This is a genomic window from uncultured Spongiibacter sp., assembly GCF_964011655.1.
Taxonomy (GTDB): domain Bacteria; phylum Pseudomonadota; class Gammaproteobacteria; order Pseudomonadales; family Spongiibacteraceae; genus Spongiibacter; species Spongiibacter marinus.
In genome coordinates, this window is sequence record NZ_CAXGPO010000002.1 from 1 (window position 1) to 13283 (window position 13283).

A 13283-nucleotide genomic window follows, 5' to 3' on the forward strand; every position below is an offset into this window, starting at 1 on the left:
GGCAAAGAGAGACTGCAGCCGCGAAAGCGGCCTTCTTTTAATAAGGCGTCGCACTCGGCGTTAAGCGCCGGGCTAACGGCGCGCTGCCAAACCGCCATATTGACGTCGGCCCGGTAGATATCGCCGAAGATTTCCGCGCTGTCACCGGCGACGGTGTACACCTCGGGCATCGATGTTTGCAGTGGGATAGCCATATTGTCGCGCCTCCGCGGTGGTCACGCCTATCAGCCTATTGCCGTCACCCGTTGTTTTCGCCGTGGTGTTCTGCGACGACGGACAAACAAAATGGGTTCTGCCAGTGAGTAATTGGGTAAAAATGATATGTTATAACATGTCTAAAGAAAAGAGGGAGGTGACATTTCTCAGATCGGGTATGGGTATTGCTTGCTTATGAGGGGAGTGGCCGGGTCTATCAATAGGGTCTGTGAATAGGGTCTGTGAATAGGGTCTGTGAATAGGATCTATCAATAGCGGCTGTGAACAGAGCCGAGGGGCCGCGAGTTTACCAAACGCTTGTTGGGCCGCCCTCTAAATTGGGGATTCATCTGCCGTTGAGCGCTGCTAAGATGATCCGCGCCGCTGAAAACTTTCTCTGGGAGCCACCATGACTCGCATAAATACTTTGTTCTCCAAAGGCTTACTCGCCCTTTGCTGTGCACTGCTCTCTGCCTGTGCCAGCTTCTCGGACTACACCACCGCTGCAAACCAGGGCGATATGGCTTTTATCGACAGCTACCTTGCCGAGGGTGGTGCGGTCGATGAGCGCGATGGCATGGGCTACACCGCCCTGCACCGCGCTGCACAAAGCGGCCGATTGGCGGTCGTGACGCGTTTACTTGATGCCGGTGCGAACCCCAATGTGGAAATGGGAGAAAGCCAGGAAAATGCCCTGATTGCGGCCGCAGGTGCCAGTGCCAATAGTGCTGACATGGTGGCGGCTCTGCTGCGCAGTGGTGGCGACCCCAATCAGGCCAATGCATTTGGTAAAACGCCGCTGTGGGCCGCGGTGAGCATGAATAATGTCGAGGCCGCGCGCCAGCTGATGGATGCCGGTGCCGACCCCGACGTGCAGGTGACTGGCTATACCCCCCTGATGTTGGCCGCCCATAACAAGTACAGCGAATTGGTGCGCTTGCTGCTGGTGCGCGGCGCCGATGTTGAGGCCGTGAGCAATGGCGTTGTGGCCGGTTACAACGCGCTGTACTTCGGTGTTGAACGCCGCAACTGGAACCAAAAAAGTGGCTGGCAGAGTGCGACCCGCCTCGGCCCGGTGGCCGCCTCTCATCGCGGTGTAAACGGTGTTAATGAAGCCTTTTTGCACAGTGAGCAGCAAAAGGTGGTGGATATGTTGCTGGCTGCCGGTAGCGACCCCAATATCAGCGGCAAGTGGACGCCGCTGACACGAGCGGCACGTCAGGGCGCGGATGCAGGAGTTGTTGAGTCGCTGTTGCTGGCAGGTGCCGAGGCGGATAAGAAAACCCCCGACGATTACAGCGCCCTGTATCTCGCTGCGGGCTGGAACCGCGACGAGCAGGTCGGCCTGTTATTGGCGGCGGGCGCCGATGTGAACCTGGGCAATGACAACGAATTTGAGACCGCCTTATTCAATGCGGCAAACAACGGCCACATTGGCCCGGTAAAACGCCTGCTGGCGGCTGGGGCAAATGTCGAGCTAGCCGATACGGAAGGCTTCACGCCGCTTTATTTGGCCAGCTATGAAGGCTATGCAGAAGTGGTTCGACTTCTGCTGGCGGCGGGTGCGAATACTGATACACGCAATGGCAAAGGCGACTGGAGCCCCCTGCAAACGGCAGCGGAAAAAGGCCATACCGACGTGGTTCGTGAGTTGGTGGCGGCCGGTGCCGATGTGAATCAACGAAGTAAGCGGGGTTCGACAGCGGTTTACTTTGCGGCGAAGTCCGGTAAGAAGGCCGCAGGCGATATTATCAAGATGCTGGTGGTGGCGGGCGCCGATGTTAACGCGCGCTGTGACGGCTATTACGCGTTGCATATTGCCGCTGACAACGGTTACTACGACACCGTAAAAACCCTGCTTTCCTTAGGTGCCAATCCCAACCTGCGCGACAAAGACAATGAGTCGGCGCTGGATATTGCCATGCGCCACGGTTACAAAAATACCACGGCCTATATTCAGCAGTACGGTGGCCAGACTAACTCCTATAAAAAGTCTAACAGCGGCGATATGTTCGGCAAAATCTTCGCCACGGTGGCGATTGGCGCCATTGCCGGCAGTGCCGATATTCCCATCGAAAACTCGCTGGATGTGATGGGGGCGGCCGTTGGTGATATTTGGGTAGACGACGGCAAGGGCACGCGCCTGGCGCAAATGCAGCAGCAGGTTGCTCAGGGCACTTACCAAATTAAAGACCCCGCGCTGCGCCGTTTGGCAGAAACCCGCGTGCAACTTGAGCAGCAGAATCGCGAGATTCAACAGCAGGTTGCGGCCTATAACGCCGAACAAAAGCGTCGCCAGGAAGAACAGCGAGCGCAAATCGCGATGAAGCAGGCCCAGTACGCCGAGCAAAAAGCGGCGTATGAACAACGCCAACGAGAAGCCTCAGTAGCGCGCCAGGAAGCTGCCCGCGCGGCAGAGCAGGCACGCCGCGAAGCGGAGCAGCGCCGCCGCGAGCAACAAGCCCAACAGCAAGCCCAGCAACAGCAGGAGGCCGCGCAGGCACGCGAGCGTGAGGCCGCCAAGCGCGCGGCAGAAGCGGCGCGACCTAAACCGCGCTCGGGCAGTATTAACAGCGGCCGCATGAATACCGCAGAGAAGGCGAATTGTGATTGTGAGGGAACACTGACCAAGCAGAACTTCTCTGTTGGCGCGTGCCAAGTGGCCTCGTTGAAGGTGGCCTACGAGGTGAGCCACTTCTTTGGTGAGCCCTTGGTGAAAGGCGACTACAAATGGCAGAAGGGCGGCGCAGAAGATGACTGCCTGCCGAGCGACTTCACCCTATGGCTGAAAATCCAAAATGGCGATGCCTTTGGTTATGTGGAAATCGACCCCGCGATCCCTCGTGCGGGCCAGGTGTCTTTTTCTGGCACCGCCAGCAGCCCCGACTGGGACAGCTTCATCTGCGGTTATCAGGGCGGAACACGCACCGCCTGCTTCGACGCGGAAACCGCGAAAACCCTCTACAAGCAGGGCCGAGTGGTTGGCTTTGAGGTCTCCCACCAATGATTGCCCCTTATGAACCCCGCGACTGTCAGTATCTGGAGACATGGCGGCTTGGGGATTGGCGCATGAAGGCCTACGGCATTCGCTATGGCGACGCGCCAATCCAGCCGCAGTTGTTGCGCGCAGCAAAACAGCTAACTGCAGATAGGCTGGCAGAGAGCGCCGATGTTAGTGCTCACTATCACGTGGGTTATGTCGGCGTTCATCAGGGTAAAACGGCGCACTTTGTCTTCGTTGATTGGTGGGCCGATGAAAATGAGCTTCACCACCATGTGTACGTGGCACCACTGGAAGACCCAACGGCCTTTCGTTATACCACGCCCTCGGGTTTAATCGCCTGTGTGTGGGATATGAAACTGATGGCCTTTGAGCGCGACGCCTGGGTGGACACGGTATTGGCAAACCCGGCGGGCAGCGTTGAGGACTACCTGGCTCGACACATGAACGGGCCGCTTTAACGGGAGCACGCGGTAATGGAACACCCCTTTGCAGAACATATCGGCTTGCAGGTGCTGGAGCAGCGCGACGGATACAGCGAATGTGAACTGACTCTGGACCCCGCCCGTCACATGAACCCCCATCAGGTGGTGCACGGCGCCGTGCTGTATGCGCTGGCCGACACCGGCATGGGGGCCGCGGTATACCCCGGTTTGGCGGCAGACGAGTACTGCGCCACCGTCGAGATCAAAATTAACTACTTTCGCCCAGCAACGGCAGGCACCGTGCGTTGTGTAACGGAAATGGTTAATCGTGGGCGCAGCCTTGCTAACCTTGAGTCGCGACTCTACTGCGGCGATAAGCTATTGGCGCAGGCCAACGGCAACTTCGCCATTATTCCCCGCCGCTGAAATTCCCCGCGCGCCCAGGGTGTACGGCCCACAGCAACCGGGCCACCAGCGTAGACAGTACCAGGCCGAGTGAACTCAGCAGCCACACCAACACCGCGATGTCGCGAATGGCGTGTTGGGAGAGGGTTGCCTGCACATTTATCGCAAAGGCCACGGCCGCGATGGGCGCCAGCGCGGCGGCGATGGCGACGGTGGTATAGGGTTTGTGGAATAAAGAACGGCTGCGGAAGTAGGGCTTGATGGCCACCGCCAGCACCAGGCCGATCAGGCTGAGCAATACGCCGCATACCCAAGGCGTGATCGCGAGTAGGGAGTCTGAGGGCATCCACAAACAGGCTGCCGCGCCGAGAAGCCCCCAGCTGGGCAGTAGTGTGCGGCAGGCAATGGTAAACACGATCTCTCCAAACCTTGGCGGTTAAACCTAGTCATACGGCGTATCGCGTTGGGAAGATTTTTCGCCGCAAGCCGGCGGGCTGGAGCCATTCAGTGCGTGTGAACAGGCCCTAGGTTCTTACCTTGGAGAACTCTTCATCCATTCGCATAAACATATACACGCCCATGCGGTTCTCGTCATCGTTGAAGTTGTCGGTGATATTGCGAATCACCTCGCAGGCACTGGCGATCATATCCTCGCAGTGCTGCTTGCCCGCCGGGGTCATGGTAATCAGCTTTTCGCGACCGGAGTTGGGGTCTTCGGTTAGCTCAATATACTCCAAGGGGGCTTTCGCGAGTGCGCGAAGAGCCTTGGACACACTGCTGCTGGTAATGTCATACCAGTTGGTCATCAGCCGCACAATTTCCTTGCGATTGATCGACTGCTTACCGCTGCGCTGCATCTCTGAACGCAGAATCCACATAATCACGGTTTGGTGTCTATCCAGCTGGCCACAGCTCATTAGGCCCGCTTCAATTCGCATGCCTATAGAGAAGTGAATCGGATAGAAATAATCCAAAAACATCCTCGGTGCATTGCTGCTGTTGGCTGGCACATCTTCAAATTTTTGCCATTCCTTGTCCAAGTTGACCTCCAACATGCTGATTTATAAGGGCATTCTCTTCCTGGAAACAATTTTTGTCAAGAATAATAACCAATAGAAATATTATTAAATAATTAATAGTGTCCAGTTGACACTATTTCCAAAAGAAAATAATATCACCACAACAATAACAAACAGAGACGGATATTCAGGTGGATATGTCTTCGCTTAACCAGGCTTTCGCTGGCCTGCGCGAAGGGGCCCTGGCTTTGCCACACCCCTGCGCGGCACAACGCCGAGATCGCTTGCGTCGCCTAAAGCAACTTTTGTTAGAGAACGAGACCCGCTTTTGCGAGGCCCTGTCGGAAGACTTTGGCTATCGCTCAGCAGACCAGACGCGCTTTGCCGATATCACCACAACCATCAAGTCGGTGAATCATGCGCTGGATAACCTTGGTTTTTGGATGCAGCCACAGCGTCGCGCGGCGGATTTGAGCTTGCGCATGGGCGGTGGCCGCGCACGCGTTCACTTTCAGCCCAAGGGCGTGGTGGGCATTGTTAGCCCCTGGAATTTTCCGGTGAACCTGGCGCTGTCGCCGCTGGTGAGTGCATTGGCCGCGGGCAACGTTGCCTTTATCAAGCCCTCGGAGCTCACCCCGCGCTGCGCTGAGGTGCTGCGCGAAGGGGTTGAGAAATGGTTTTCGCCCCAGGAAGTCAATGTCGCCTGCGGCGATGCCGAGCTGGCCCGCGCTTTCGTTAACCTGCCTTTTAATCACTTGATCTACACCGGCGGCGAACGCATTGCCAAATCGATAATGCGCGATGCATCCGAAAAGTTAACGCCACTTACCTTGGAGCTGGGCGGTAAGTCACCGGTGATTGCCGGGCGCGGCACCAACTTGAGTGAGCTCGCGGAAAAACTCATCTTCGGTAAGTTTTTCAATGCCGGGCAGGTGTGCATTGCCCCCGACTATCTGATGATCACCGAGGAGCAATTGCCGCGCCTTATTGCCGAGCTGCGCCGCGCGCTGGACGCGATGGACAGTAATACCGGCCGCGATGCTGTGCAGGTGATCAACGACAACCACCGCCAGCGCCTGCAGCGGCTTTGCGAAGATGCCGAGTTCTACGGCGGCAGCATTCACCATCTGGCGGTAGATGGCTCCCCCTATGCGCTGACCCTGGTGGTAAACCCCGGCGAAGATGCGCTGATCCAGCGTGAGGAAATTTTTGGCCCCGTGCTGTTGGTGAATACCCACGACGACTTTAGCGACATGGTAGATGACCTTCGGCATCGGGAATCGCCCCTGGTGTCTTACTACTTTGGCCGCAGCAACGATGAATTTACCCAGTTGCGCGAATCGACCCGCTCCGGCGCGCTGGTAAAAAACGATGTGGTGTTTCAGTACGCCAACGACGATCTGCCATTTGGCGGTGTCGGCAACTCCGGAATGGGTCGTTACCGGGGCATTGACGGTTTCCGCGAATTCTCCCATGCGCGCGCAGAGTTCCACGCGCCAATTCTCGATGTGGCTGCAATGGTGACACCGCCATTTACCGGCCTTTTCTCAACAATAAATAAGATGATGAGGTGGCTATGAGCGCTATCACTGCTGCGCCGCAAAATGCGGCCGACATTCTCGACAATATGTTGTCGCCTGAATGTATCCAAAACCCCTATCCGGTTTACAAGCAACTTCGCGAGCTGGGCTTGGTATTTGGTTTGCGAGACTTCCCTCCCGGCACGGTACCGGGTGTGGATACACCGTTTCCGGCCTGGGTGGTGACCCGTTATAACGACGTCGATTTTGTATTGAAAAACGCCGACCTGTTTTCATCAGAAGACCCAATGCAGGCAAACTCCAGCGCCCCGAGCTTGATGCTGGTGAATCACGACCGACCACGCCATACCTCACTGCGTAATCTGGCCAAGGCGGCCTTCACGCCGAAACGCATTCACGACGATATCGTCGATCGTCTGCGCGACGATGTCGCCGGAATCATTGGCGGTATTCAGGGCAAAGAAGTCGACTATATGGAAGCCGTCGCCGGTGTCATCCCCGCACTGGTTATGACCTATCTGTTCGGCCTGCCGAGAGAAGACTACAAAAAGCTCGTCAACTGGGCCAATGCCTTTATGGTGTCGTCAGACTTTACCCCCGAGCAGCGCCTGGCCTGTAACGAAGAGCTGTTCCACTACTTTGTGAATAAGGTCGAACTGCGCGATCGCGCGATCGCCAACGGTGAAGAGGTGCCGGATGATTTGATGTCGGCCTTTATTCGCGCCGAATGCGATGGCGATGTGCTGACCAAAGACGAAGTGGTGTTGTTCTGCATTACGCTGGTTGTGGCCGGTGCAGAAACCACTACCTACTTCCTCGGCAACCTGATGGGCGTGCTGCTGGAAGACAAGTCATGGTTCGATAAGCTCAAGCAGGATCGCAGCTTAATTCGTCCGTTTATGGAGGAATGCCTGCGTCGCGATGGCCCGCCGCAGCGTCTGTTCCGCGTGGTGAAAGAAGACTGCGAAATTGCCGGGCAGCCAATTAAGGCCGGTGAGTGGATCGCTTTCTTTATGGCCGCGGCCAACCACGATGAAAGCATGTTCCCCGAGCCTGAAAAATTCATTATCAACCGCCCCAATATTTCCCGTCACCTGACCTTTGGCCGCGGTATTCACCACTGCCTGGGTGCGCCGCTGGCACGGGTAGAGGGCGAAATTCTGCTCAACACACTGCTGGATACCTGCGCGGGCATTGGTGGCTCATTGGATGACTCTCGCCGTCAGTCCGGCGGTTTATTGGCCTACGGATTCGCTTCATTACCTGTGCGCTTGCTCACGGAGGCCGAGGCATGAGCGACTGGCAGAATTTTTCCCTGAGCACTGAGGGCGGTCTCTACCGCCTCACGCTGGATACCCAGTGCAAGGGCAATGCCTATAACCGCTTGTTCTGGCAGGAGCTTGACGCCTTGTTGCGTGAGCTCAAGCAAGATCGCGACTGCCGAGTGCTGATACTCGATGCCGAGGGCCGCCATTTTGGCGGTGGTATGAATGTGGATTACCTCGCCGAACTCAATGTGAGCAAAGGCGATGATCCCGCCCGCTACAACCATTGGGTACGAGAAAAGGTGCTCTATTTGCAGGCGGTTATCAGCCGTCTCGAAGCTTTGCCGATGCCGGTTATTGGTGTGGCGCGCGGCGCATGTATTGGTGGCTCGCTGGCGATATTCGCGGCCTGCGATCTGCGCCTGGCCGACAGCAGCGCGTTCTTTTCTATCCATGAAACCAACATCGGCATTATGTGCGACCTGGGCACTATCCAGCGCCTGACCTACCTCTGTGGTGAATCGGCATCGGCGCGCCTATCGCTGACCGGCGAACGTATCGACGCCGCCGAAGCCAAGCAATTGCAATTGCTGAGTGCCGCACCTAGCGCCCCCGAGGAATTGGACGCCACCGCGCAGGCAATGGCACAGCGTTTATTAAACCTGTCGCCGCTGGCCTTGAGTGGTGTGAAGCGCACCTTGATAGAAGGTCGCGATATGCACTTCTCGTCATCGCTGGCGATGTCTGCCACCTGGAATGCCGGTATGTACACCAGCAGTGAAATTAGCGAAGCCATTGATGCCCAGCGTCAACGCCAGCCAATGAGCTACCGCCCGCTGTACGGAGAGCTTGAGTAATGAGAATAGAAGTAAAAGATCGCCAGCAGCAGAGCGCCGAATACCTGGTGGAAGATTTTCAGGAGTTGTTTGACGAGCTGTCATCGCAAATGAAGATCGACGCCCTGTGTGGCGGCTGTTGTTCCTGTGCCACCTGCCACGTGTATGTCGATAAGCCAGACGCCGTTGCACCCGTGCAGGACGCCGAACAAGAAGTATTGGAAGGCCTGATTCACTACCGTGAAAACAGCCGACTACTGTGCCAGCTGGAAGCAGCGCAAGACATTAACGAGCTAAATATTGAAATCGCCCCCGCTGAATAAGGAGATAATAATGAATAATCTTGAGGTCACCCAGGAAATCTTTGCGCGCTTTGGCGCTCACGATGTCGACGGCATTGTCGAGTTGCTGCACGAGCAGTGTGTCATCGATTTCTACGGCCCGGAAGTGATTCCCTATGCCGGTCACTATGAGGGTTTGGCTGAGTGTCGCGGCTTCTTCGATACAGTGCTTTCGTCGGTGGATATTCATGTGTTCGACGCCGACCAGTTTATCTGTGAAGGGGATCACGTTGTCGTGGTGGGTAAGCTGCGTTTAACCACGAAGCGCGACGGTCGCGAGATAAAATCCCCCTTCGTTCACGTTATTCATTTGCAGGACGGCAAGTGGAAACACTTCCGCGACTTTATGAATACGGCGGTTGCTCAGGAGGCATTTCGTGAGCTTTGAAAACCGCCATCGCCTGGTTTACCACGCTGACTTAGGTCTGTTTCTTGTGCTTGCTGCGCCATGGGTGAACGCGCAGCTACTGACGCTGATATTTTCCTTCGGTAATACCGAGGTCTATCAGGGTAATTCGGCACTGGCAATCAATGCTTTTGTTGGTTTGATGGGCGTACTGGGATTTGGATTAAGTTATTTGCGCCTGAGCATAGACGATAGTCGCATCGTCGTTGCTCGCAGTGCACTGGTTAAGGCACTGGCAGCCATGTGGCTGTTCTACGCCTATGCGTGTGGACTGTCGCCGCTGTTTCTTGTGTTGGCGTTGATGGATGCAGGCGCACTGCTGTTACTGCTAAGTAGTTTGCGCCGGCGTTAGCACCGGTTCGAATTGCAAAATAACTAACGATAAAAAAATAACTAGGGTGAATGAAAAATGAAACAACAGCCCAGAAAACTGGCCTTGTCGCTGTTGGTCGCCGCGGTTACCGCCGCGCAATCAACACAGGCTGCTGAAGGTAATACAACGCGTGGTAGTCGCCTGTTGGAAGAAGTCATGGTGACGGCGCAAAAGCGTGAAGAAGATTCGCAAGACATTCCTATTATGATCAGCGCCTTCGGCGCAGATAAACTCGATGCCTTCGGTATAGAAGCTACTGCCGACCTGCAAAAAATCACTCCGGGACTGACCTTTACTTACGCCTATGGCTACACGGTTATTTACCTGCGCGGTGTGGGGACGGACGCCTTTCTACCCAATGCCGACCCGAGTATCGCTACCTATATAGACGGTATTAACATTGGCCCCAGTCAGGGTAAGCAAGACACCCTCGGCGCAGTTCAGCGGGTAGAGGTACTTAAGGGGCCACAGGGCACCCTGTTTGGTCGCAACGCGACGGGTGGTGCGATCAGCATCGTGACTGAAGATCCGCCGGAGGAGTTTGTCGGCACCCTGAAAACGGAGTTCGGTAACTACAATGCCGAGTCCTACCAGTTGTATATGGGTATGCCGATTACCGACAATATCGGTGCCACGGTATCGCTGTTTAAAAGTCATCAGGATCTCTACGGCCGCAACGAAGTGTTCGGTGAGCCGGGACCAATGCGCGACGAGTTTGCCGAAGGCGCGCGGGTAAAAATTCGCTGGGATATCAGCGACACCTTTAACGCCACCCTGATCGGTTCCTACGGCAACCAGTTCACCAGTAACTCACTGTCGCAGGAAAATACGCGGCCATCGCCGGTGTTGTTGGCCGGTGTCGAGCCCGACGAGCGCGACCGTGTTTGGCACAACAACAAGCTCGGTGGTAACTCCACCATGAACGAGCTTTACGGCGGTATTTTTGAGTGGCTGCCGGGCCCGGTTGATGTGAAGTTCATCTACTCTGAAAACTACGCCGATGTTGATGAGGCGCACTACGACCTGGACTCCACCGAAAAGTCGGAGGCCTACTTCTACAGCGCGGACCAGTTCAACAATCAGAAAACCTACGAATTGCAGGTGCTTTCTAACGAAGACACCTGGTTGTCCGAGCATGTTGAATGGGTGGCGGGCTTGTACCGTTTGGAAGGCGAGGGCGGTTTCGGCAGCTTGTACCTAACGCTTAACCCACTCGGCTTAGCGACGAACCTGGTGGGCTTGCCACTGCCTGATTTACTCGAGCCAATCCTCGGCCCTATTATCAACCAAAGCCCGGATGTGGTGCTGGGTAATGGCGGTATCCTGACCACCGAGTCGAACTCGGCCTATATGCAGGCGACGTGGTTTACCACCAGCTGGTTGAACCTGACCGCCGGTGTGCGCTACCAGGAAGAGACTCGCGGTATTACCAATAGCTATCTCGATGTTGTGAACCCGCTGGTGGGTAACCCCCCCAACGAGTACTACAAGTCGGGTGATCAGTCGCAGAATATTCGCCTGGCGGATTTCAGCGCGCCCGATCTGGAAGAAAAAACCTTGTCGCCCCGTTTGGCTGTGCAGCTTTTCCCCACTGAAAATCTACAAATTTTCGCCTCGGCGCAGCGCGGCTATAAGAGCCCGACTTACAATATCGTTAACTTCTTCACCAACCCCAACCCGGTGGAGCGCGAAGAAGTTACCGCCTTTGAACTCGGCTTTAAGTCCGACCTGCTCGATGGCGCGCTGCGTTTGAACGGCGCAGTGTTTAAAACGAAAACAGAGGGACTGCTGACCGCCTTGGTGGCCATTCCTTCCGGCGGTATTGTAAGTTTCCGCAACGCGGGAACCGCTGAGATTGAAGGTGCCGAAGTCGACTTCCAGTGGCAGCCAATGCCCAATTGGAATGAAGGGCTGGTAATCACCGGTGGCGCGACCTACCTGGATGCGTACTACACCGAGTACAAAGACGGTGCGGGCTTTGACGACGACACCGGCTTGTACTTTGGCCCCGACAGTCTGCTAGGGGATACCTCGCGCGACTTCTCGGGTAACCGCATTGTGCGCACACCGCGTTTGACCTCCAGCTTGTCGTTGAACCAGTTCATTCACGCCGGCGACTGGGGTGCCTTTGAAGTGGGCGTGGATTACTACTTCAACAGCGGCTTTAACACCACCGCGCAAAACTCTCCCCACTACGAGCAGGATCAGTACGAGCTGTGGGATGCGCGTCTGTCTTATTTCTACGACCCACTGGGCATTCAAATCACCGGCTTTGTTCGCAACGCCAAAGACAAAGAATATGCCCAAGCCATTATTCAGCAGGACTTTGGTCGCACCGAAACACTGGCGCCACCCAAAACCTATGGCGTGAAACTGAAGTGGGACTTCGACACCTTGTTCTAAGCATGTTGTAGGGCGTGTGCCCAACTAGCGTTTTGCCGGGATCCCTGCTTGCACATCCCGGATTTTTCCACCATCCAATAACAAGAGGAATCGCTATGAAAACGTTAACTACTCACCTTGCGGGTTTGCTCGCTGGCGCCACACTGTGTGTTGTCAGCGCATCGGCCCAAGCGCAGCAGGGCCTGTTGGCGATCTTGCCGATCGGTGGCGGAGCGCCGTCGCTGTCTGCGCTCGATCCGGTAATTATGCCGCTGACCGATGCCGGCGTGCTGCCACGCGGTTTGCAGAACATGGACCTGTTAATCGGTGTGGGCATGGAAGTGCTCACTAATGAAAACGGCCCTATGGATACGCTGGGCGGCCTTGGCGGCCCCATCACTGCCCAGTTTGTGCCAGTGTTGGATGTGCTGATGACTGACCCCGGCAATACACCCAACTATTTGTTCTTTGAGGGCGGCACCATCATTGGCCCCAATCTCGCTATTCCGTTTGATATTCCCTTGGTTAACGCGCCGCTGTAAGCGGCGATAACCACCCCTCCACTCCAGTGTGACCTTTGCCAGCGCTGACCCCGCTGGCCTTTTTTTGCCTGCTATTTTCTCCGTCACGCCTATTGAGGCGCTGTGCGTTCTGCGTTTCACTAACCGCAGCACGGTGTCGGGGTGGGCAAATGATCATTGCGCGAAAAACAGCTTACTTGATTGCTACGGGCACTCTCATTGCTGCGGCAGCGCTTTACCTGGGGCGCGGCGCTGATACCTCTCCCAGCGCGGTAACGCCCACTCCAACTGGCCAACAACGCGGCGAGAAAAGCGTACGTCACCAGGCGCTGGTGCAAAGCCCCAGGGGGGATGCCAGCCAAGCAACCGAGGGTTTGACCGACATGCAGCGCCGAGCCCAGCAGCGCGAGCAGGCATTTACGGCGGCGTTTACGGCGTGGTATCAACCACCCGCTGAGTGCGAAGACATCCAGTCGGACGCGCAAATGCTGAAATGCGCCAGCGATAAATTGGCCGCCAAGCGCCATTTCCGCCAACACTATGAGGCCGCGGAGCCCTAGGCTGCGTGGAAGG

General features: G+C 56.2%; 14 protein-coding genes and 1 pseudogene. 12 read left to right on the forward strand and 3 right to left on the reverse strand.

Features of this window, described 5'->3' with window-relative positions:
* Positions 1-194 (reverse strand): annotated as a pseudogene (locus ABNS66_RS01310) (hypothetical protein); the annotation flags it as partial.
* 410 nt (positions 195-604) lie between these two features.
* On the opposite strand from ABNS66_RS01310, the gene ABNS66_RS01315 reads away from it, so the two are divergent.
* The 3 genes from ABNS66_RS01315 to ABNS66_RS01325 are packed head-to-tail and all read left to right on the forward strand — an operon-like array spanning position 605 to position 4047.
* Positions 605-3202, forward strand: coding sequence for an ankyrin repeat domain-containing protein (locus ABNS66_RS01315; protein WP_286839382.1), 2598 nt, complete (start codon positions 605-607; stop codon positions 3200-3202).
* Positions 3199-3657 (forward strand): hypothetical protein, encoded by a 459-nt coding sequence (locus tag ABNS66_RS01320; RefSeq protein WP_286839384.1) that lies wholly within the window; start codon positions 3199-3201, stop codon positions 3655-3657. Before ABNS66_RS01315 ends, ABNS66_RS01320 begins: the two co-directional genes overlap by 4 nt.
* A gap of 15 nt (positions 3658-3672) precedes the next feature.
* On the forward strand, positions 3673-4047 hold the full coding sequence (locus ABNS66_RS01325) for a PaaI family thioesterase (RefSeq protein WP_286695360.1): 375 nt from the start codon (positions 3673-3675) through the stop codon (positions 4045-4047).
* On the opposite strand, the gene ABNS66_RS01330 is transcribed toward ABNS66_RS01325, so the two are convergent.
* Entirely contained in the window at positions 4031-4441 is a 411-nt protein-coding gene (locus tag ABNS66_RS01330) for a hypothetical protein (protein WP_286695361.1), read from the reverse strand. The two genes, ABNS66_RS01325 and ABNS66_RS01330, sit on opposite strands and share 17 nt — an antisense overlap.
* A 109-nt stretch (positions 4442-4550) precedes the next feature.
* Entirely contained in the window at positions 4551-5066 is a 516-nt protein-coding gene (locus tag ABNS66_RS01335; RefSeq protein WP_286695362.1) for a winged helix DNA-binding protein, read from the reverse strand.
* Between the two features lie 176 nt (positions 5067-5242).
* Here ABNS66_RS01335 and ABNS66_RS01340 point away from each other — a divergent pair, with 176 nt between their 5' ends.
* From ABNS66_RS01340 to ABNS66_RS01380, 9 genes are all read left to right on the forward strand, one after another.
* Positions 5243-6625, forward strand: coding sequence for an aldehyde dehydrogenase family protein (locus ABNS66_RS01340; protein ID WP_286695363.1), 1383 nt, complete (start codon positions 5243-5245; stop codon positions 6623-6625).
* Complete coding sequence (locus tag ABNS66_RS01345; RefSeq protein ID WP_286695364.1) at positions 6622-7881, forward strand: cytochrome P450; 1260 nt, start codon at positions 6622-6624, stop codon at positions 7879-7881. The genes ABNS66_RS01340 and ABNS66_RS01345 overlap by 4 nt, the downstream gene beginning before the upstream one ends.
* Positions 7878-8708, forward strand: a complete 831-nt coding sequence (locus ABNS66_RS01350) for an enoyl-CoA hydratase-related protein (RefSeq protein WP_286839387.1) — start codon at positions 7878-7880, stop codon at positions 8706-8708. Before ABNS66_RS01345 ends, ABNS66_RS01350 begins: the two co-directional genes overlap by 4 nt.
* Positions 8708-9010, forward strand: coding sequence for a 2Fe-2S iron-sulfur cluster-binding protein (locus tag ABNS66_RS01355; protein ID WP_286695366.1), 303 nt, complete (start codon positions 8708-8710; stop codon positions 9008-9010). Before ABNS66_RS01350 ends, ABNS66_RS01355 begins: the two co-directional genes overlap by 1 nt.
* Before the next feature lie 10 nt (positions 9011-9020).
* Complete coding sequence (locus ABNS66_RS01360; RefSeq protein ID WP_051171351.1) at positions 9021-9416, forward strand: nuclear transport factor 2 family protein; 396 nt, start codon at positions 9021-9023, stop codon at positions 9414-9416.
* On the forward strand, positions 9406-9786 hold the full coding sequence (locus ABNS66_RS01365; protein ID WP_286839390.1) for a hypothetical protein: 381 nt from the start codon (positions 9406-9408) through the stop codon (positions 9784-9786). The genes ABNS66_RS01360 and ABNS66_RS01365 overlap by 11 nt, the downstream gene beginning before the upstream one ends.
* 57 nt (positions 9787-9843) lie before the next feature.
* Complete coding sequence (locus ABNS66_RS01370; RefSeq protein WP_286839391.1) at positions 9844-12210, forward strand: TonB-dependent receptor; 2367 nt, start codon at positions 9844-9846, stop codon at positions 12208-12210.
* A gap of 95 nt (positions 12211-12305) precedes the next feature.
* Positions 12306-12731 carry a hypothetical protein gene (locus tag ABNS66_RS01375; protein WP_286839392.1) on the forward strand — a complete coding sequence of 142 codons (426 nt, stop codon included), beginning with the start codon at positions 12306-12308 and terminating at the stop codon, positions 12729-12731.
* 149 nt (positions 12732-12880) lie between these two features.
* Entirely contained in the window at positions 12881-13270 is a 390-nt protein-coding gene (locus tag ABNS66_RS01380; RefSeq protein ID WP_286839393.1) for a hypothetical protein, read from the forward strand.
* The last annotated feature ends 13 nt before the right edge of the window (positions 13271-13283 follow it).

Coding starts and splice junctions, on each gene's coding strand:
- ABNS66_RS01315 (WP_286839382.1), top strand. CDS start 605: ATGACTCGCATAAATACTTTGTTCTCCAAAGGCTTACTCGCCCTTTGC.
- ABNS66_RS01320 (WP_286839384.1), top strand. CDS start 3,199: ATGATTGCCCCTTATGAACCCCGCGACTGTCAGTATCTGGAGACATGG.
- ABNS66_RS01325 (WP_286695360.1), top strand. CDS start 3,673: ATGGAACACCCCTTTGCAGAACATATCGGCTTGCAGGTGCTGGAGCAG.
- ABNS66_RS01340 (WP_286695363.1), top strand. CDS start 5,243: ATGTCTTCGCTTAACCAGGCTTTCGCTGGCCTGCGCGAAGGGGCCCTG.
- ABNS66_RS01345 (WP_286695364.1), top strand. CDS start 6,622: ATGAGCGCTATCACTGCTGCGCCGCAAAATGCGGCCGACATTCTCGAC.
- ABNS66_RS01350 (WP_286839387.1), top strand. CDS start 7,878: ATGAGCGACTGGCAGAATTTTTCCCTGAGCACTGAGGGCGGTCTCTAC.
- ABNS66_RS01355 (WP_286695366.1), top strand. CDS start 8,708: ATGAGAATAGAAGTAAAAGATCGCCAGCAGCAGAGCGCCGAATACCTG.
- ABNS66_RS01360 (WP_051171351.1), top strand. CDS start 9,021: ATGAATAATCTTGAGGTCACCCAGGAAATCTTTGCGCGCTTTGGCGCT.
- ABNS66_RS01370 (WP_286839391.1), top strand. CDS start 9,844: ATGAAACAACAGCCCAGAAAACTGGCCTTGTCGCTGTTGGTCGCCGCG.
- ABNS66_RS01375 (WP_286839392.1), top strand. CDS start 12,306: ATGAAAACGTTAACTACTCACCTTGCGGGTTTGCTCGCTGGCGCCACA.
- ABNS66_RS01380 (WP_286839393.1), top strand. CDS start 12,881: ATGATCATTGCGCGAAAAACAGCTTACTTGATTGCTACGGGCACTCTC.